The organism is Corynebacterium sp. c25Ua_47 (genome assembly GCF_039907205.1).
Lineage (GTDB): Bacteria > Actinomycetota > Actinomycetes > Mycobacteriales > Mycobacteriaceae > Corynebacterium > Corynebacterium hiratae.
On sequence record NZ_JASBOH010000001.1, the window covers coordinates 66,171 to 85,851 of the forward strand.

A 19,681-nucleotide genomic window follows, 5' to 3' on the forward strand; every position below is an offset into this window, starting at 1 on the left:
TGTCCTTTCGGTAGTTGACTTCAGTAGTGGAGTTTACTTATCGCGCTTGTAGAAGGGCAGCGCGGAAACCTCGAAGGGGTAGCGCTTGCCGCGGATGTCTACCTCCACGGCAGCACCCGGCTCGAGGCCAGCGGCGGTATCGATGAGAGCGAGCGCCACCGGGTGTCCCAGAGTGGGGGAGGGCTGGCCGGAGGTCACCGTGCCCACCTTGTTCTCACCCACATACACCTCGGAGCCGGCACGGGCCGCGCGGCGCTGGGAGGAGACAAGTCCGGTGATGACGGCCTGCGGGCCCTCCTCGGCGCGCTGGCGCAGCACCTCAGCGCCCACAAAGTCCTGCTCCTTCTTGGCAAAGGCGCGGGACATTCCGGCTTCCACCGGAGTGATATCGCGGGTGAGCTCGTTGCCGTAAAGCGGCATGCCTGCCTCCAAGCGCAACGAGTCGCGTGCTGCCAAGCCGCAGGGCTTGATGCCGTATTCCTCGCCGGCCTTGAGCAGCTCTTCCCACAGCTCCGGGGCATCGGAGTTGTAGACGATGAGCTCGAAGCCATCCTCACCGGTGTAGCCGGTGCGGCAGATAAACGCGTACTTGCGGGCCACCTTGCCGGTCATCGCGGCATAGTAGGGCAGGTCCATGACAGCCTGCTGCTTGGTGTCCTCCACCAGCGGGACAAGGATCTCCAGCGCCTTTGGGCCCTGGACGGCAATCATGGCTACATCGCGGGACTCATTCTTCAGGTCCACGTCGAAGCCCTCAGCGCGCTCGTTGAGGGCCTCCCACACGGTGTCGGCGTTGCCGGCATTGGGCACGACCAGGAACTTGGTTTCTTCCAGGCGGTAGGTGATGAGGTCATCCATGATGCCGCCATCCTCCGCGCAGATCATGGAGTACTTCGCCTTGCCCTCCTTAAGCGTGGTGAGGTTGGAGATGAAGCAATAGGAGAGGAACTCGGCGGCGTCCGGGCCGTTGACCCAGATTTCACCCATGTGGGAGAGGTCGAAGAGGCCTGCGGCATTACGTACCGCGCGGTGCTCCTCCAGCTCGTTGTCATACTTCAGCGGCATCTCCCACGGCCCGAAGGGCGTGAAGGTAGCGCCGAGGTTCTCGTGCTCAGCATGCAGCGGGGAGTGCAGGTAGTCAGTCATTGATTAAACCTCCTGGTTGTCGTCGGAGTAGTCAAAAGCCTCTGGCGGCGGGCAGGTGCACACCAGGTTGCGGTCACCGTAGGCCTCATCGATGCGGCGTACCGGTGGGAAGTACTTGCCGCGGCGCAGGGAGGCCACCGGGTAGGCGGCCTGCTGGCGGGTGAAGGTGAAGTCCCATTCATCGTCCGACACGGCCTCGGCCGTGAACGGGGCGTGGTGGATGACGGAATCCTCGTAGGCCACCTGGCCGTCGATGATCTCCTGGATTTCAGCGCGGATGGAACGCATGGCTTCGATGAAGCGGTCCAGCTCACCCAGATCCTCGGACTCGGTCGGCTCCACCATGAGGGTGCCGGCCACCGGGAAGGACAAGGTCGGTGCGTGGAAGCCGTAGTCCACGAGGCGCTTGGCCACATCAGCGGCGGTGACTCCGGAGGCGTCGGTCAGCTCGCGCAGGTCAAAGATGCATTCGTGGGCAACCAGGCCGGCATTACCCGTGTAGAGAACCGGGAAGGAATCCTTGAGGTTCTGCGCCAGGTAGTTCGCGCCGAGGATGGCGTGGCTCGTGGCCTCCGTAAGTCCTTGCGCGCCCACCATAGCCAGGTAGGACCAAGAAATCGGCAGCACGCCGGCGGAACCGTAGCGCGATGCGGTGGACGGCACGCCGGTGCCTTCTGCGGCCGGCTGCGCGGGGTCCAGCTGGGGGTCGTTGGCATCCGTTGGCAGGAAGGGCACCAAGTGCTTGGCGACGCCCACCGGGCCCACACCCGGGCCACCTCCGCCGTGCGGGATGGTGAAGGTCTTGTGCAGGTTCAGGTGAGACACATCGCCACCAAAAGCACCCGGGCGGGCCCAACCGGCGAGCGCGTTCATATTGGCACCGTCGATGTAGACCTGGCCGCCGGCCGCGTGGACCTTGTCGCAGACCTCGCGCACCTCCGGGTCGAAGACGCCGTGGGTGGAGGGGTAGGTAATCATGATGCCGGCGATGTGCTCGCCATGCTGCTCAATCTTGGCGTCGAGGTCGGCGACGTCGATGGAGCCATCGTCCGCGGTCTTGACCACGACGACGCGCAGGTTGGCCAGGGTCGCCGACGCGGCGTTGGTGCCGTGCGCGGATGCCGGAATGAGGATGACATCGCGGCCGTGGTCGCCGTTGGCCACGTGGTAGCGGCGGATGGCCAGCAGGCCGGCCAGCTCACCCTGGGAACCGGCGTTGGGCTGGATCGAAACCTGGGCGTAGCCGGTGATATCGGCGAGCCAGGACTCGAGCTCGTCGATCAGCGCGCGCCAACCAGCGGTGGTCTCCTCCGGGGCATACGGGTGGATGCCCGCGAACTCCGGCCAGGAGATGGGCTCCATGGCAGAGGTGGGGTTGAGCTTCATCGTGCACGAGCCCAGCGGGATCATCGTGCGGTCGAGCGCCAGGTCCTTATCCGCCAAGGTGCGCAGGTAGCGCAGCATCTGGGTCTCGGAGTGGAGGGAGTTGAAGATCTCGTGCTGCAGCGGCTCCTCGGAACGCTGGACGGAGGACGGAATCTCGAAGGAGCCAGACGTGGCTGGCTCGGAGTTAGTGGAGGCCTCGGCGCCGAAGGCAGCGGCAAGGGTGTTGACGTCCTCGTTGGTAGCGGACTCGCCGAAGGAGACCGAGACCTTGTCGGAGCCGATGGCGCGCACCAGGTAGCCCTGCTCCTGCAGCTGGGCCTTGACGGCGGCCGCATCCACGCCTGTGACGGTCACGGTGTCGAAGAAGTCGCGGGAGACAATCTCCTTGCCCGCGCCGGTGACTGCCGCAGCGAAAGCAGAAGCGCGGTCATGCACTCGCTGTGCAATCTCCTTCAGCCCCTTCGGACCGTGGTAGACCGCGTACATCGAGGCCACGTTGGCCAGGAGGGCCTGGGCGGTACAGATATTGGAGGTGGCGCGCTCGCGGCGGATGTGCTGCTCGCGGGTTTGCAGCGCCAGACGATAAGCGGGGCGGCCGGCGGCGTCCTTGGACACGCCCACGATGCGGCCCGGAAGCTGGCGCTTGAGCTTATCCGTGACGGACATGAAGGCCGCGTGCGGGCCGCCGAAGAAGAGCGGGACACCGAATCGCTGCGAGGAGCCGAGGACGACGTCTGCGCCCATCGAACCAGGTGCCTCCAGAAGGAGCAGCGACAGCGGGTCGGCCACGACGGCGGCCAGGGCGCCGCGGGTGTGGAGCTCCTCGATGGCGGCGTGCGGGTCGACGATATCGCCCTCGGTTCCGGTGTAAGCCAGAACTGCACCGACGAGGTCTTCGCCGACGATGCCATCGCGGACATCAGCAATCTCGACCTCGAGCTCGATGGCGCGGGCGCGCTCAGCGGCCACGGTCAGGACCTGCGGGTGCAAGCGCGAATCCAACAGCACGCGGCGGCCCTTCTTCACCGCGCGGGCCATCAGTCCGACGGCTTCGGCGGTGGCAGAGGCTTCGTCGAGAAGCGAGGCGTTTGCGATGGGAAGGCCGGTCAGGGACTCAATCATGGTCTGGAAGTTCAGCAGTGCCTCGAGGCGGCCCTGCGAGATCTCCGGCTGGTAGGGCGTGTAGGCGGTGTACCATCCGGCGTCCTCCAGCAGCCCGCGGCGAATGACCGCCGGGGTGAGGGTATCGGAGTAACCCTGGCCATAGAAGGACTTCAGCACGACGTTCTGGGAGGCGTACTCGCGCAGCTTCGCCTGCGCATCATCTTCGCTCAAAGCCTCCGGGAGGTTGAGCGCCTCGGTGGCGCGGATGGAGGCTGGCAAGGCGGCATCGACAAGCGCATCGACGCTGTCGTAGCCCAGGGCCTTGAGCATCGTTTCACGCTCGGCTGCATCCGGGCCGAGATGACGAGAGATGAAATCCATATGGTGAATCTCCTTCGTGGCGTTAGTTTGTGTGACCTAAACTGCTCCAAGTATAAAGCGTATGCCATGACATTAACCCCGGTTACCCCTGATTCGGAGATGTAGCGTCACGGCAGTCAGCGCCGCGACAGCGAACCCGATGATGAAGGCGGTGGAATACCCCGTGACAGGGCCCAAAAGCGAGAGGATGAACGGGGCAAAGAAGCCGAGATAGGTCAGCGAATAAAACACCCCCGTTGCCGCGCCGAGTTCCGCCGGGTGAGCGATGGCTTGCGTTTCTGCGAGCCCGCTGAGCATGCCAATTCCATAGGAGCTGCCCATGATGATGGCCGCGAGGGGGAGGAGGAACACCGCCCAGCCGTGGTGTGCCGCCGCGACGACGATGAGACACAGGAGCATGCCTATCGCGGCCAGCACTATGCCGTGGAATGCGGTTACGCGGATGCGGCCCGCTAGCTGTTGGATTACCACGCCGCTTCCCATGGTGAGTAGCGCACAGAGCCCCGCAATGAGAATGGGGTAGCGCAGGTGCTCACTGAGCTGCGAGGGGAGGAATACGAAGGCGGTGGTGGCGGAGCCAAAGACCCACGGGGCATAGGCCACGACCGGTAGGTAGCGGGGAGTAAGCAAACTCGTGGGTATGAAAGTGCGGCGTTGCGTAGGCTTCGGCGCAGTGTGATTCTCCGGAACCGTCCACACGAGCGGCACGACGATGAGTGCCAACCCGATATGCAGAACATAAGGCACGACGGTGGGCCAGGGGAGGAACTCTGCGGCGATACCGGCAACGCCAGGTGCCGACGCGAAGCCAGCCGAAAGAGCAATGGAAGAACGCTTGGCGCCCACGCTGAGGTGGGTGCTGAGTTCCTTAATCCAGGCAGCGCCGGAAGACATGGCCAGTCCCACTGCCGCCCCGGCACACAGGCGTCCGATCAGCAAGGGGAGGAAGGCGCCGCCTGCGCCGCCGAGGAAGACCAGTGAACCCGCAGTGGTGGAGAGGACGGCTGGGCGCATGACAGCGCGGCGTCCCAGCGAATCCGAGAGCGGACCGCCTATGAAGAGAGCCACCATGATGCCGAGGGCGTAAATGCCAAAGAGGAAGGTCGTCTGCAGAACCCCCAAATCGGTGGTGACTTGGTAGACCACGACCATGGGGGCGAAAAGATTAGCGCCGCACGCGACGAGGAACATGCCGAGAGCGACGCGGAACCACTTCTGAGAAACCATGCTGCACAGTCTAGTGTGCTGAGTCACAGAGGTTAGGTCTTGGTGGCAAGACGGTTAAAGAAAACGCGCCTATCTGCCAAACTTAGCGCCGATCTCTGAAAACCGGGCAATAGTTTTGGCAGATAGGGCAGTTGCGGCGCCACTGAGCGATGTCACCGAGCTGTGTTTGCGGGGGTGGAGGAAAGCCGGGTGGAAAACGACGAAGCTCCCCCGCCGCGGTGGCGGGGGAGCAAGCCTAGGGCTTGGCTCTAGGGCTTAGAGGTCAAGGTCGGCTTCGAAATCTGCGGTTTCGAGGCGGTCCTTGATGGTCGTGATGAAGCGGCCAGCGTCGGCACCATCGACCACCTGGTGGTCGTAGGTGAACGGCAGGTAGCACATCTGGCGGATGGCGATGGCGTCCTGGCCGTCCTCGGTCACGACGACCGCGCGCTTGGTAATAGCGGCGGTGCCCAGGATGCCAGCCTGCGGCGGAACCAGAATCGGGGTATCCAGCAGGGCGCCCTCGGAGCCGATGTTGGTCACGGTGAAGGTTGCACCGGTCAGATCGTTCGGCTTGAGCTTGTTGTTGCGGGCCTTATCAGCCAGCTCGGCGATCTTCTGAGCGATCTCCGGCAGCGTCAGCTCCTGGGCCTTGTGGATGACCGGGGTCAGCAGGCCACGCGGAGTATCCACGGCGATGGCCACGTTGACGTCAGCGTGGTAGGTCATCTCCTTGGTCTCCGGGTTGTAGGACGCGTTGACGTTCGGGTGGGAGACCAGTGCCTCAACGGTGGCCTTCACGATGAACGGCAGGAAGGAGAGGTTGGCCTCGTACTTGTCGATGAACGCCTGCTTGGACTGCTTGCGCATATCCCAGATGGCGGTCATATCGACTTCCTGGACGTGGGTCAGCTGAGCGGAAATCTGGAGGGCCTCAACCATCTTGGTCGCCGTGATCTCGCGGATACGGTTGACCTTCTGGGTGGTGCCGATGAGCTCCTGCTTCTCCGGATCCACAGACTTGGTGGACCAGCGAGCGCGCGGGTTGCTGGAGGAGGCGCTAGCGGAGGAGGCCGGTGCCTCACCTTCGCCGGCGGCGGCCAGGACGTCCTGCTTGCGGATGCGGCCACCGACGCCAGTGCCGGAGACGGTGGAGAGGTCTACGCCGTGCTTCTCAGCCAGCTTGCGCACCAGCGGGGTGACATACGGGACGTTATCGCCGTTGTTGACCTTCGTGGAGGTCTCAGAAGTCTTCGGCTCGGAGGACTGGGAAGCAGCCGGCTTGTCCTCTGCCTTCGGCTCTTCCTTCTTCTCTTCGGCCTTGGGCTCTTCCTTCTTTTCCTCTGCCTTGGCGGCAGGCTTTTCGGAGGCTGCGGCGGAGCCGTCGCCGACGCGGGCGATGACGGCGCCGACGTCGACGGTGTCGTCTTCCTCGGCGAGGATTTCAATGAGGGTGCCGGCGACCGGGGACGGGATTTCGGTGTCGACCTTGTCGGTGGAGACCTCGAGCAACGGTTCGTCGACCTCGACGGTGTCGCCGACGGACTTCAGCCACTGGGTGATGGTGCCCTCGGTGACGGACTCACCAAGCTCCGGCATTTCCACGTCGGTGGCATCACCAGAAGCAGCAGGCGCCTCGGACTCAGCGTCCTCAGCGGGCTTGTCTGGGGTCTCGGCAGCCTTCTCGGAGGAATCCTCAGACTCCTCAGCAGCCGGTGCGGATTCGCCTTCGTCACCGATGATGGCGATGACTGCGCCCACGTCTACGGTGTCATCTTCCTCAGCCTTGATTTCGAGGATGGTGCCGGCGACCGGGGAGGGGATTTCGGTGTCGACCTTGTCGGTGGAGACCTCGAGCAACGGCTCGTCGACCTCGACGGTGTCACCGACGGATTTCAGCCACTGGGTAATCGTGCCTTCGGTTACGGATTCGCCCAGTTCGGGCATCACAACAGAGTGTGCCATAAGTGTTAAGACTCCTCGAAAGTTGGAATTAGTGAAACGCTAGTGTTTGATTCTACAGCGTGTTTATAAAAGGTGCGCACGGGTGGGGTGAATTAGGGCATCCTCCGCACGAAGTGGCTGAAGGTGGCCTCCGGTAGGCTAAAGAGCCATGTTCAACCCCTTCCGCCGCAACAGCTCCAAGTCCCAACTGCGCCCGCCCCGCGCACCGGGGGAGACCATTCGCGCAGAAGACGCCCAAGAGCTTCAAGCCTGGGCGCAGGGACGTGCTTTTATTGAGGCCTTTGTTGAACCGGAGACCGTGGTCAACGAGATGTCTGTCGTTGTGGTGGATGAAAACGGCGCCTTCATTCGCCGTCGCATTGGTGGGCCCAAAGGCATCGACGCGGTGGCTAAGCTTCTGCGCTGCGATGTCTATGACGTCGAAGAGACTGGTTACCCCCAGCGCATGCGCGAGCGCATCGAGCGAGAGCGCATTCTGCGCAAGCGGGAGGAACAACGCGAGCGCCGTCAGCGGTTTGAACAGCGACAGCAGCAGAATGACCAGGACGGCAATTAGAGGGGTGCTGCCTAGCCAGTAATGATGGTGGCGCCTGCCTTCTCAAGCTCTTCCAGAGCGGCGGCGCCGCGGGCCTCGTCGACAGGCGCGCAGTAATCCGCCAGCACACGCACCGTGAATCCCTCCGCAAGGGCGTCGGCAGCGGTGGCGCGCACGCAGTGATCGGTAGCGATGCCCACGATGTCCACGGCGGTGATGTCGTGCTCGCGCAGCCACTCTGCCAGGGGAACGCCGTCGGCCGCGCCTTCGAAACCGGAATACGCAGCGGTATATTCACCCTTCTTGAAATAGGCCTGGGCGGGCCCGATCGCTTCGTGCATCGCGGCGCCGAAGGAATCGGCCACGCAGTGCGTGGGCCAGGTATCGACAAAGTCGGGGTTCTCAGAGAAATGAGTGCCTGGGTCGATGTGCCAGTCCTGCGTGGCAACGACAGTGTCGTAGGAAGGCTGGAGGGCACCGATGCGATCGGCCACCTCATTTCCGCGCTCGGTGGCGAGGGCTCCGCCGGGGCAGAAGTCATGTTGGACGTCGACAATGATGAGTGCAGGTGTCATACGCGGCAATTCTATACGCTGGGAAACGATGAAAACACCGATTCCTTTTTATCTACAGAAGATCCTTGATGGCGTTCACGATCACGATTCCGGAGAAGTCGCGGACTATATCCCGGAGCTGGCTGCCGCAAACCCCGAGCAGCTGGGGGCTGCGCTGTGCTCTGTGACGGGCCACCTCTACAGCGCCGGTGACGCGGAGACCCGCTTTACCATTCAGTCCATTTCCAAGCCCTTCGTCTATGCCCTCGCTCTGAGCGAGTTCGGCCCTGACGCGGTGCGTGAGGTGGTAGGACTCGAGCCCTCGGGGCAGGCCTTCAATGAGTTATCCCTAGCCAAGGACCACCGCCCCCTGAACCCGATGATCAATGCCGGTGCCATCGTGGTCAATCAGCTGATTAATGGGGTGGAGTCGACCGTGGAGGACCGCGTGGAAAAGATCCGCGCCTTCATATCCCAGTTGGCGGGGCGCGAGGTGGACGTCGATAAGCGCCTGTGTGACTCGGAACTTGAGCACGCTGAGCGCAACCTGTCCCTGGCACATATGCTGCGCTCCTACGGCATCATCCAGGACGATGCCCACGACGCCGTGCTGTCCTATACCTCGCAGTGTGCTCTGTCGGTGGACGTGCGCGACCTCGCCGTCATGACCGCGACCCTGGCTAATGGTGGCCGCCAGCCGGTAACGGGGGAGAAGATTTTGGACGCCGACGTCTGCCGCATGACGCTGGCGGTGATGAGTTCCTGCGGCATGTACGACGGTGCTGGGCGCTGGATGGCGGAGGTGGGAATCCCCGCTAAGTCCGGCGTATCCGGAGGACTCATTGGAACGCTGCCGGGGCAGATCGGCGTGGCGACGTTCTCGCCGCGTCTCGATGAGCAGGGAAATAGCGTGCGCGGAACCGAAATCTTCCGCGAGCTCTCCTCGGACATGGGCCTGCACTTGATGTCCACGGAAAACCGCTTTGGTGTGCACCCAGTGCGCAGCGTCGACGAGGATGACGACACCGCGATTATCCGCCTACAAGGTCATATCAACTTCACCGCCACCGAAGCCATCCTCCACGAGCTGGAGGAGCGCCAGTTCTCCGGCAAGCGCTTGGCCTTGGACTTCTCCCAGGTCTCTGGCCTGCACAAGGTGGGCCGGCGCATGCTCAAGGAAGGACTGCGCCGGCTGCGTGAGGAAGGCAACGAGGTCGCGCTTGTCGACGACGACGGGCTCGTCACCGACCGCGCCATGTCCGACGGTACGGTCCTCCCATTGGCGGATAAGGAGGACTACGTCATCGCCGGCGAAGAGGTGTGAGCGGCCTAAAGCCGCTCACACGAGGGGCCGCATGGAAGCCGCTCTGATCTAGGCTTCGGCGATCTCGCGCAGCGCTGCCACCACGGTGCGCACCGGAACTCCGGTGGCGCGCTTCGGGGTGTAGCCGCGCGGGGCGGAACCGTTCCAAGAGGGGCCGGCGATATCGATGTGGGCCCACTCGATGCCCTCGCCCACGAACTGCTTGAGGTAGGTACCGGCGAACTCCATGCCGCCCTCGCGCTTCGCATTGATATTGCGGATGTCCGCGGCCTGGGACTTGATCTCCTCGTCGTGCTCTTCCAGCAGCGGCATAGCCCAGGCGTTCTCGCCCACCTCGCGGCCGATTTCGGCGAGGCGATCGCGGAAGACCTCGGAGCCCATGATGCCGGAGGTGCGCGAACCCAGCGCCACGATCTGTGCGCCGGTGAGTGTCGCGGTCTCAATGAGGTAATCGGGCTTATCCTCGCTGGCGCGCGCGATGGCGTCCGATAGCACGAGGCGGCCCTCGGCGTCGGTGTTGAGGACCTCGGAGGTCAGGCCGCCGTAGTGGGTAATGACATCGCCCGGGCGGGTGGCGCCAGAGCCCGGCATGTTCTCAGCCAGCGGCAGGGTAGCGGTGATCTGAACCGGCAGCTTCAGCTTGGCCGCCGCGATGATGGTGGCCGCCATCGCAGCGGAGCCACCCATATCCGAAATCATGTCCCACATGCCATTGCCTGGCTTGAGGGAGATACCGCCGGTATCGAAGGTAATGCCCTTACCTACAAGAGCCACGTGTTTCTTGGCCTTCTTGGGCTTCCAGCTCAGGCGCACCAGACGCGGCGGGCGGGCAGACCCCTTGCCTACCGCGAGGATGCCGCCGAAGCCCTGCTTCTCCAGCTGCTTTTCATCGAGCACCTCGACGTCAAGACCGGCTTCCTTTGCCTGGCCGGAAAGGAACGCGGCGTAGGACTCCGGGTAGAGCTCGTTGGCGGGGGCGTTCACGAGGTCGCGGGCAAGCAAGACAGACTCGGCCACGGTGCGGGCTGCCTCAAACTCCTCGGAGACAGACTTATCAGCCACCACCACGAAAGTGGCTGGTTGTTCCTTCTCCTCCAGTTCGGTGGAGCGAATGCCGCGATAAGCGTAGCCGCCGAGGATGAGACCCTCGACAGCAGCAGAAACACCGAAGTCCGCCAGGCTGGTCACGATGGTGCCCACGCCCGCGGTGGCGCGAGCGGCGCTGCCGGCGGCGCGGCGCAGGGCCTCGGCGTCGAGTTCCTCTACATCGCCCAAGCCCAGTGCAATGACCTGCGCAGCCCCTGCCTTCTGCGGGGCGGGAACCTTCACGATTTCCCCTGCCTTGCCCGTCGCGCCCACGGCCGCGAGAGCCTCGTACGTCGAGCGCAGTGCGGACGAGCTGAGAAGAGAGGTGCCCGGCACCTCGAGTCCCTCCTCGCCGGCGAAGGCGGCGATCAGCAGGGCATCTGCCTGCTTGGGGGCCTTCTTGGCCAGCTCAACAGTGGGGAAAGAGCCGCGTGCGGGCAGTTCGAACGTGGAAGAAGCCACGATGTCCTCCTTGAGAAAAGTGACAATGGGATACTCCTCACACACTACCCGTGTCTATGGTGTGGAACGTAGTGGGATTACAGTGGGATTACGGTGGGAGTGGCGTGGGGTGGCAGCGGGGCGTGTGGGCTCGCCGAGTGGACTCAAGGAGTGGTGATCTAGCTAGGGCATTTCTGCATCTCTATAGGGAGCTAAGGAGTACGCTGTAATCCATGTTGAATTACACCGTGACGCGAACTGAAAACCCCACCTCCCCGGAGCGCCTGCAGGAGATTCTGGCGAACCCGGGCTTTGGTAAGTACTTCACCGACCACATGGTGACGATTGACTGGACCGAGGACAAGGGATGGCACGACGCGCAGGTACGCCCCTACGAGCCGTTTAGCATGGATCCGGCGTCCACTGTCTTCCACTATGGCCAGGCCATCTTCGAGGGCATCAAGGCCTACCGCCAGCCAGATGGCAGCATCGCCACCTTCCGCCCGGAGCAGAACGCGCAGCGTCTGCAGGCTTCCGCTGAGCGCATGGCTATGCCGCAGCTGCCGGAAGAGGAGTTCATCGAGTCCCTGCGCCAGCTTGTCGACGTCGACCAGGCCTGGGTCCCCGAAGCCGGCGGCGAGGCAGCGCTGTACTTCCGCCCCTTCATGATCGCCACCGATGTGTCCCTGGGCGTGCACCCGGCGCATTCCTACCGCTATGTTGTTATCGCCTCCCCGGCCGGCGCGTACTTCTCCGGCGGCATCAAGCCGGTGTCCGTCTGGCTGTCCACCGACTACGTCCGCGCTGCTCCCGGCGGCACGGGCGCGGCCAAGTTCGCCGGCAACTATGCGGCCTCACTGCTCGCCCAGGCGCAGGCCGCGGAGAAGGGCTGCGACCAGGTGGTGTGGCTGGACGCCATCGACCGCACCTACATCGAGGAAATGGGTGGCATGAACCTGGCCTTTGTCTACGGCGAGGAGGGCAACCAAACCCTGGTGACCCCGGCGCTGTCGGGTTCGCTGCTGCCGGGCATTACCCGCGCCTCGCTTCTGCAGGTTGCTGAGGATATGGGGCTGAAGGTCGAAGAGCGCCGCATCACCTACAAGGAGTGGGAGCAGGACGTTGCTTCCGGCGCCATGGTGGAGGCCTTTGCCTGCGGCACCGCAGCCGTTATTACCCCGGTGGGCCACGTCATGGGCGACGAGACCGACTTCCACATCAACAACGATGAGGCCGGTGCTACGACGATGGCCCTGCGCGAGCGCCTCACCGGCATCCAGCGCGGGTCCGTGGAGGATACTCACGGCTGGCTGCACACGCTGGTGGAAGCGAAATAAGCACGCCGTCTAGGCGAGCTCTGCGGCCAGCTGCACCAGCGGCAAGGCCGCGAGCGCGCCAAGGGGGAAGCCTTCGCTCAGGTTTAAATCAAGCAGTGGGGTTAGTCCCAGCTCTTTGAGAGCAAGCGCATACGCCGGTTCGGGGGTGGTCGTCCCTGCGCGCAGCCAGCCCTTCACGCCGGGCGCGGTGCGCTCGGCCAGGACAGCGGCGGTGGCGGCCAGGGGGCCGTCGATAAGCACTGGCGTTCGCCGCGCCGTGGCCTGCGCGATGAAACCCGCCAGCGCCGCGAGGCTCGGGGAACCGATGGTCTGCACGACCTCCCAGCCCTCCAGGTTGCGGGCGCGGAACATCGAGTCACGCACAACGCTCACGCGGGCCTTCCACATCGCATCCGTAATACCGCTGGCCAGAGTATTCGTCCCCACAATCGCCACCGGTTCGGTATGGGTAATCCGGCCCATGACGCTGGCGGCGACTGTGCTTGCGCCGATACCAAAATCAGACGTGATGAGCAGATCAGTGCCCGAATCGATCTCTCGGTCAGCCGTAGCCATGCCGAGTTCGATGTGTGACTCGCACTCTGCCGGGGACATAGCGGCAGAGGGGGCACCAGGCTCAGTGCTGGTGGACTCTGCGCTGCATTCGACGAAGTCGATGCCCGCTCCTGCCCGCTGCGCAGCGCTGAAGAGATTATCGCGCCACCGATCTGCATCGCTGAGGGAGTGCTCTGTGGCTTCTGCACCGTCGACAGTGGGTACAACGTTGGCATCAGCGCCCTCAAAGACGATGGCTCGGGGGCGCTGAAGGGGCTTCGCCTGCGGGGAATCCTGCGCTGCCGCCAACCACGCGGCAATTTCGGCTACGCGATTTGGTTGAGCTGCGGTTGAAGGGCGCAGCTGGGGAACCGCGGTGAATTCAGGCATGTGTCCTCCGGTTTAGACAGTGGCTCCGCGCTCCACCTGCGGGCGCGGGGTGCGCCACTTGCGCGGCTGGGAGGCGCGGGAGTACGCGTAGAAGCCCAGACCAAAACCGGCCTCGGTGGTGCCGGGGAACTTGAGACGCACGGCGTTGTTGCACTTGCGCGCGAGCCAGAAACCTTCGACGGCAAAGACAACGATGACCGCCATCGCGCCGATAGAGATGATCTGCGACAGGCGAGGGTCCCGGGTGCTGACGAACATGAGCACCAGCAGCACGATGGCAAAGGGCATGACCCACTCGTTAATGAAGCGGCGGGAATCTACCCAATCGCGTACGTAGCGGCGGACCTCGCCCTTATCGCGGGCGAGCAAGTAGCGCTCGTCGCCAGCGGCCATGCGCTCCTGTGCCACCTTGTTACGTTCGCGGGACTCAGCGCGCTCCTTACGCTTATATTCCTTCCATTCCGCCTTGGACATGGAAGCCTTAAGCTCCTTGCGATGCTGGTAGCGTTGCGCGTCCGACATCCCCCGGGGATCACGCTTGACGCCGCGGGCGATTTCCTGCGCATCACGCTTGGGCGTGGGGCGGCCCTTCGGCGGCGTGTAGCCCTTGCGGTGCGGTTTCTCGGCGGCGGGTTGCTCTTCCGGCGCCGGGGTTTGCTCGGCGGGGGAAGAAGTCTTGTCATCTTTTTGCCACGGAAGTTTCACGCTGTTTAGCGTACAAGGTCTAGCAGACATAACGGGAATAGGCCCGCGGGAGAGAGCGTTGTGGTTAGGGAACAGGACACCTGTGAACCACTAGTGAACTGTGAGGCATCCTTTCTTCCTCACCTGTGAGGGGGTAGGGTGGGCTCCAGAAAAATTCCGCATATATAAGAGGAGAAATCATGACCGCTCCCGCGTCTGCAACCGGAGTTATCCTGACCGAGGCCGCTGCCGCCAAGGCAAAGTCCCTGCTTGAGCAGGAAGGCCGCGACGATCTGTCACTGCGCATTGCTGTCCAGCCAGGTGGCTGCGCGGGTCTGCGCTACCAGCTCTACTTCGATGACCGCACCCTGGATGGTGACAAGGTGGACACCATTGGCGGCGTTAACCTCGTCGTAGACAAGATGTCTATCCCGTACCTCACCGGCGCCAAGATTGACTTCTCCGACACCATTGAGGCCCAGGGCTTTACCATCGATAACCCCAACGCTGGCGGCTCCTGCGCTTGCGGTGATTCCTTCAATTAAATTCAAGTAAAGTCACGTTGACAAAACGATGAAGCCCTCGTCCGCAGTGTGCGGCGAGGGCTTCGTCAGTTTTGTTGTTTTAACTAGAGCTTCACGGGGTAGTCGCGCTGCTCTATCTTCGGGTCGATGCGGTCTTCCACGAAGATGCCGTGCCAAATCATGAAGGACAGCACCGTCCACAAACGGCGTGAGTGATCGGATACACCGTCGCGGTGCTCCTTGAGCATCTCCAGAACTTCCTTCTTGTTGAAGATGTCCTCGGTCTGGGACTCGGTAATCTGATCCTGGGCCCAGCCGTAGAGCTCATCGCCGGCCAGCCAGTGGCGCATCGGAACCGGGAAGCCCAGCTTCTTGCGGTGCAGCACGTGCGGGGGAACGATCTGCTCCATGGCCTTGCGCAGCGCGTACTTGGTCGTCCCGTGCGAAATCTTGAGGTCGTAGGGGATAGTTTCCGCGACCTTAAACACTTCCTTGTCGAGGAAAGGAACGCGCAGCTCTAGGGAGTTGGCCATGTTCATCTTGTCGGCCTTGACCAAGATGTCGCCGCGCATCCACGTAAACAGGTCGAGGTGCTGCATGCGGGCTACCGGGTCGAAGTCCTGTGATTGCGCGTAGATTGGTGCGGTGACCTCGCGGTGATCCCACTCCGGCTTGGCCCAGGGGAGCACCCGCTGGAGCTGCTCGAAGTTAAAGGAACGTGCATTGCCGTAATAGCGCTCCTCCATGGTCATCGAACCGCGGTTGAGCAGGGACTTGCCCTTCATTCCTTCGGGGAGTACCTGTGAGAGCTTGCCCAGGCCGCGACGCAGCGGGGAGGGGATCTTCTCGAACGGAGCCAGGGAGAGAGGCTCCTTATAAATGGTATAGCCGCCGAAGAGCTCGTCCGCACCTTCGCCGGAGAGCACCACCTTGACGTGCTTGCGGGCTTCCTGGGCCACGAAGTACAGCGGAACGAGGGAAGGGTCCGCGACGGGGTTGTCCAGGTACCACATGATCTTCGGTACAGCGTCGGCATACTCCTCAGGGGAGACGATCTTGACGATGTGCTCCACACCGATCGCCGCGGCGGACTCGGCGGCGACATCCACCTCGGAGTAGCCCTCGCGCTCGAATCCCGTGGTGAAGGTGAGTAGGTCTGGGTTGTGGCGCTTGGCCAGGGCTGCGATGGCGGTGGAATCAATGCCACCGGAGAGGAAGGAGCCGACGGTGACGTCCGCACGCATGTGCTTCTCGACGCTATCCTCCAGCGCCCGCGCGATTCTATCGAAGAGCTGCTGCTCCTCGCCCTGCTTGACGGGTTGGATAGGGAAGCGTGGCTTGAAATAACGTTCGGAGACTACTTCTTCGCCAGGGCGAAGCGTCACGGTGCAGCCAGACTCGACGCGACGAATATTGGCGTGGAGGGACTCTGGCTCAGGCACGTACTGCAAGTCTACGTAGTGCTCGACGGCGCGCCTGTCAAGGCTGAGGTCTAGACCCAGCGATTCGGCCATCGAGAGGATGCACTTCATCTCCGAGGCGAAGACCGTGCCCTCCTTGGTGGTGGCGTAGTAGAGCGGCTTGATGCCGAACTGGTCGCGGGCGGCAAACATCGTGCGCGTTTCGGTATCCCAGATAACGAAGCCAAACATGCCTCGCAGGTGCTCTACGATGTCTTTACCCCAATGGTGATAGCCCACGACGATGGGCTCGCCGTCGCCCTCGGTGTTGAAGGTATAGCCGGCGGCACTGAGCTCCTCGCGGAGTTCTACGTAGTTATAGATTTCGCCGTTGAAGGTAAGGGCATAGCGCTCGGGGTTGTCCTCGGGGCCCCAGCGGAGCGGCTGATTGGAGTGTTCGAGGTCGATGATAGATAGGCGGTTAAAGCCAAAAGCCGCATCATCGTCGTGCCAGGTTCCGGCAGCGTCCGGGCCGCGGTGGCGCATGCACTGAAGAGACTGTTCAAGAGCTTCCAGGTGCTGGGCGGCGTTGCGATCGGCGCTCAGTAGCGCGCAGAGTCCGCACATAAGCTTGCTTCTCCTTATAGATCAAGGTTCATCTCCGGAACACTTTACGGCCGCGGCCAAACGATCTGCGAACCCCGCGCCGCGTTCCCCGTTAGGGTGCGAACTTTCGGATGATGCAGGGGTGTGCGGCTTGTGAATTGGGTCATAGCCGGGAGGGGGAGGCTGGGGGAGCTGGCGTGATCTTGTGCAGGTGGGCCGGTAACATTCCGTACGTTCACTACTTATAGGGCAGGTCCAACGCCCAAACAGTCCAGCGAAAAGGCCTGAAAATCAGGCAGGATGCTCTATTCTGATTGGGTAGGAATGCTCTGTGAGTATTCGAGAAGTTTGTGTGCACAGAAAGGCAGAACACACGTGGGACAGCGTAAGCAGCGCAACCTCGGCCGTAAGGCAGGCCTAGCGGGCGTCATCGCTTTGGGCGGTCTAGCCCTTGCGGGTTGTGACGTCGCAGCGCCGACGGCAGTTGAGAACCTCCTAGGCATGGGTTGGCCGAAGGGTGTTACCCCTGAAGCGACCTCGATGTACAACTTCTGGATCTGGGTCTGGGTTGCTGCATGGATCATCGGTTTCATCATGTGGGGCCTGTTCCTCACCGCTATCTTCCGCTGGAATGCGAAGAAGGCTGAGAAGGCCGGCAAGGGCGAGTTCCCGAAGCAGCTGCAGTACAACGTGCCGCTGGAGATGGCCTTGACCATTATTCCGATTCTCATCATCATGGGCCTGTTCTTCTTCACGGTTCAGGCTCAGCAGAAGGTTACGGCGCTGGACAAGAACCCTGAGGTGACCGTGGACGTTACCGCCTTCCAGTGGAACTGGAAGTTCGGTTACGCCGAGAACAAGGTTGATGGCGAGAACTACGATGGCGCCGATGCTGAGCGTCAGAAGCTTGCCGAGGAATCCTCCCTCGACCCGGAGGGTACTGATAACCCGAACCCGATCCACGGTAAGTCCATGGGTGACATCTCTTACCTCAACTTCAACAAGATTGAGACCGTTGGTACCACCGAAGAGGTTCCGGTTCTGGTTCTCCCGGTTGACACCCCGATCGAGTTCCGTCTCGCCTCCGGCGATGTTTCCCACTCCTTCTGGGTTCCGGAGTTCCTGTTTAAGCGCGATGCCTACGCGCACCCGGAGAACAACTCCCAGGAGCGTCGCTTCCAGGTAGAGAAGATTGAGGAAAAGGGCGCCTTCGTTGGTCGCTGTGCTGAGATGTGCGGTACCTACCACGCCATGATGAACTTTGAGATTCGCGTCGTTGACCGCGCAGACTTCAACGAGTACCTCAAGTTCCGTGAGGAGAACCCGCAGGCAACCAACGCCGAGGCTCTCGAGCACATCGGTGAAGAGCCCTACGCAGTTACCACCGCTCCGTTCAACTCTCTGCGCGACACCCGCGATGCCGACAACTTTGTCGACACCGCTGAAGCGGCATAAGAAAAGGAACTGATAGAAAATGCGTGCAACATCTAAGGTCTTTTATTCCATCGCGACCTACCTCTTCGTGTCGCTCATCGTCTACGTCATTGGCGTTAACTACGTCAAGGATGATGGCTACATGTACGGCACCGAGTGGGTCGGCATCGTGGGCTTGGTCCTCGCTATGCTGCTCTGCCTCATGCTGGGCGGCTACCTGCACTTCACCGATAACCGCTCCGACATCGCGCCGGAGGATTGGGAAGAGGCGGAGACTGAAGACGCAGCCGGTATCCTTGGCTTCTTCTCTCCGAGCTCCATCTGGCCGCTGTGCATGACCGGCTCCATCGCAGTGCTGGGTCTTGGCATCATCTTCCTCTACTTCTGGATGATTATCCTGGGCGCAGTCCTGCTCGTCACCTCCGTGACTGGCCTGTCCCTGCAGTATGGCCTTCCGAAGGAAAAGCACTAAGGCTTAACCTTTTCTGCCGCGCTTTCTAGCGTCACGACTTCTCACGCCTCCGCCACACCTCGTGGCGGAGGCTTTGTCGTTGAGAAGACTGCGTCGTAGTGCGTTGCGGAAAGTTCCCAAAAGGGAGAAAAAATTTTGATTTCGGTGGAGTGCTGGGGGAGCGGGTGGCTTGCGAAAGTGTGTAACTCTAGGTCTGTGCTTAGAATTCCAGCACGTTAACGGCCATTTTTACGGGGGTCATCCGAAAGTTGCAGTCCTGCACTTTCGCCCGCGGGGGCGGGTGTGATTTATCTCATTGGCGTTGGTCCGACCGGTTTCGGATTGCGGGCAAAACGTACCTCTTCTTGACCTGTTGCTGGCTTCACAACTGGCGTTGCCAAGTCTCACTACCTGCAGGGATGAGGCGTCGTAAAGCGCGCTAAAAAGTTCCCGACTACTTCCTGGGAGCTCTATGGTTCCTGCCTGGGGTGAAAACTGTGAAGGTCTAGGTCGTGGCCTCAAAAAAATCGGGGGGAAATGAGATGACTTATGCGGTCAGACCAGCCATACTGTTATGCGTGACGAGCGTAGTTTCTAACCAAGGTATGGCAGCACCACGTGTTGCCGCGCTGAACCGACCCAACATGGTCAGCGTCGGCACCATCGTGTTCCTGTCTCAGGAATTGATGTTCTTTGCTGGACTGTTCGCGATGTGGTTCACCTCGCGTGCGAACGGCCAGGAGGGGGACTGGGCAGAGCACACGGCGCACATCAACGTGCCCATGGGCTTCCTCATTACGAGTGTCCTGGTTCTTTCCTCCGTGACCTCTCAGTTCGGCGTGTTTGCAGCAGAAAGGGGTGACGTTTACAAGCTCCGACTCTGGTACTCGGTAACCATCGCGTTGGGTGTTGTCTTCTTGGGCATCATGGCGTTCGAGTGGACAGAGTTGATCATGGCAGGTCTCACTGTTCAGTCCAGTGTCTTTGGTTCGGTCTTCTATATCCTGACCGGGTTCCACGCGGCACACGTGACTGCGGGTCTGATCGCCTTCGGAATTATCTTGGCGCGAATTGCCCGCTCCAAGTTCACGCCTGCACAGGCCACCGCGGCAATGGCAGTGTCTTACTACTGGCACTTCGTTGACGTTGTGTGGATCGGCGTGTTCGTAGTCATCTACCTAGTTCAGTAGGCC

Annotated in this window: 16 protein-coding genes; 7 read left to right on the forward strand and 9 right to left on the reverse strand. The window is 62.1% G+C overall.

The annotated features are described in order from the left end of the window. Positions 1-33: 33 nt before the first annotated feature. The 4 genes from gcvT to sucB form a co-directional block, all read right to left on the reverse strand. A complete protein-coding gene (gcvT, locus tag QKE52_RS00315; RefSeq protein ID WP_102233652.1) occupies positions 34-1,146 on the reverse strand; it encodes a glycine cleavage system aminomethyltransferase GcvT in 1,113 nt (370 codons plus the stop codon). 3 nt (positions 1,147-1,149) lie between these two features. Then, positions 1,150-4,017, reverse strand: a complete 2,868-nt coding sequence (gene gcvP, locus QKE52_RS00320; RefSeq protein WP_102233651.1) for an aminomethyl-transferring glycine dehydrogenase — start codon at positions 4,015-4,017, stop codon at positions 1,150-1,152. A gap of 72 nt (positions 4,018-4,089) precedes the next feature. Continuing rightward, complete coding sequence (locus QKE52_RS00325; protein WP_347947812.1) at positions 4,090-5,244, reverse strand: MFS transporter; 1,155 nt, start codon at positions 5,242-5,244, stop codon at positions 4,090-4,092. A gap of 255 nt (positions 5,245-5,499) precedes the next feature. Continuing rightward, entirely contained in the window at positions 5,500-7,188 is a 1,689-nt protein-coding gene (gene sucB / locus QKE52_RS00330; protein WP_347947814.1) for a 2-oxoglutarate dehydrogenase, E2 component, dihydrolipoamide succinyltransferase, read from the reverse strand. A gap of 148 nt (positions 7,189-7,336) precedes the next feature. Between sucB and QKE52_RS00335 the strand changes: the two genes are divergently transcribed. Next, positions 7,337-7,744, forward strand: a complete 408-nt coding sequence (locus QKE52_RS00335) for an oxidoreductase (protein ID WP_070546898.1) — start codon at positions 7,337-7,339, stop codon at positions 7,742-7,744. 11 nt (positions 7,745-7,755) lie between these two features. Here the strand turns inward: QKE52_RS00335 and QKE52_RS00340 are convergent, their stop codons facing one another. Then, a complete protein-coding gene (locus QKE52_RS00340) occupies positions 7,756-8,298 on the reverse strand; it encodes an isochorismatase family protein (protein ID WP_071409951.1) in 543 nt (180 codons plus the stop codon). Positions 8,299-8,326: 28 nt separating this feature from the next. Here QKE52_RS00340 and QKE52_RS00345 point away from each other — a divergent pair, with 28 nt between their 5' ends. Continuing rightward, positions 8,327-9,601 carry a glutaminase gene (locus QKE52_RS00345; RefSeq protein WP_046647935.1) on the forward strand — a complete coding sequence of 425 codons (1,275 nt, stop codon included), beginning with the start codon at positions 8,327-8,329 and terminating at the stop codon, positions 9,599-9,601. 48 nt (positions 9,602-9,649) lie between these two features. Here QKE52_RS00345 and QKE52_RS00350 read toward each other — a convergent pair whose 3' ends face one another. Continuing rightward, on the reverse strand, positions 9,650-11,149 hold the full coding sequence (locus tag QKE52_RS00350) for a leucyl aminopeptidase (RefSeq protein ID WP_070682171.1): 1,500 nt from the start codon (positions 11,147-11,149) through the stop codon (positions 9,650-9,652). Positions 11,150-11,361: 212 nt separating this feature from the next. Here QKE52_RS00350 and QKE52_RS00355 point away from each other — a divergent pair, with 212 nt between their 5' ends. After that, on the forward strand, positions 11,362-12,465 hold the full coding sequence (locus QKE52_RS00355; RefSeq protein WP_175974550.1) for a branched-chain amino acid aminotransferase: 1,104 nt from the start codon (positions 11,362-11,364) through the stop codon (positions 12,463-12,465). A 9-nt stretch (positions 12,466-12,474) separates the two neighbouring features. Here the strand turns inward: QKE52_RS00355 and QKE52_RS00360 are convergent, their stop codons facing one another. Continuing rightward, positions 12,475-13,389 (reverse strand): nicotinate-nucleotide--dimethylbenzimidazole phosphoribosyltransferase, encoded by a 915-nt coding sequence (locus QKE52_RS00360; protein WP_347947816.1) that lies wholly within the window; start codon positions 13,387-13,389, stop codon positions 12,475-12,477. Between the two features lie 12 nt (positions 13,390-13,401). Further along, complete coding sequence (locus tag QKE52_RS00365) at positions 13,402-14,094, reverse strand: DUF3043 domain-containing protein (protein ID WP_070515789.1); 693 nt, start codon at positions 14,092-14,094, stop codon at positions 13,402-13,404. Between the two features lie 179 nt (positions 14,095-14,273). Here QKE52_RS00365 and QKE52_RS00370 point away from each other — a divergent pair, with 179 nt between their 5' ends. Next, the gene (locus QKE52_RS00370) at positions 14,274-14,618 is read left to right on the forward strand and encodes an iron-sulfur cluster assembly accessory protein (RefSeq protein ID WP_070512402.1); all 345 of its coding nucleotides are present in this window, start codon (positions 14,274-14,276) and stop codon (positions 14,616-14,618) included. An 83-nt stretch (positions 14,619-14,701) separates the two neighbouring features. Here QKE52_RS00370 and asnB read toward each other — a convergent pair whose 3' ends face one another. Next, entirely contained in the window at positions 14,702-16,624 is a 1,923-nt protein-coding gene (asnB, locus tag QKE52_RS00375) for an asparagine synthase (glutamine-hydrolyzing) (RefSeq protein ID WP_347947818.1), read from the reverse strand. Positions 16,625-16,978: 354 nt separating this feature from the next. On the opposite strand from asnB, the gene QKE52_RS00380 reads away from it, so the two are divergent. The 3 genes from QKE52_RS00380 (at position 16,979) to QKE52_RS00390 (ending at position 19,678) form a co-directional block, all read left to right on the forward strand. Beyond that, a complete protein-coding gene (locus QKE52_RS00380; RefSeq protein ID WP_347947820.1) occupies positions 16,979-18,058 on the forward strand; it encodes a cytochrome c oxidase subunit II in 1,080 nt (359 codons plus the stop codon). Between the two features lie 19 nt (positions 18,059-18,077). After that, positions 18,078-18,509, forward strand: a complete 432-nt coding sequence (locus QKE52_RS00385) for a cytochrome c oxidase subunit 4 (RefSeq protein ID WP_046647941.1) — start codon at positions 18,078-18,080, stop codon at positions 18,507-18,509. A gap of 557 nt (positions 18,510-19,066) precedes the next feature. Further along, positions 19,067-19,678: a heme-copper oxidase subunit III gene (locus QKE52_RS00390; RefSeq protein ID WP_232745219.1), complete on the forward strand. Its 612-nt coding sequence runs from the start codon at positions 19,067-19,069 to the stop codon at positions 19,676-19,678. The last annotated feature ends 3 nt before the right edge of the window (positions 19,679-19,681 follow it).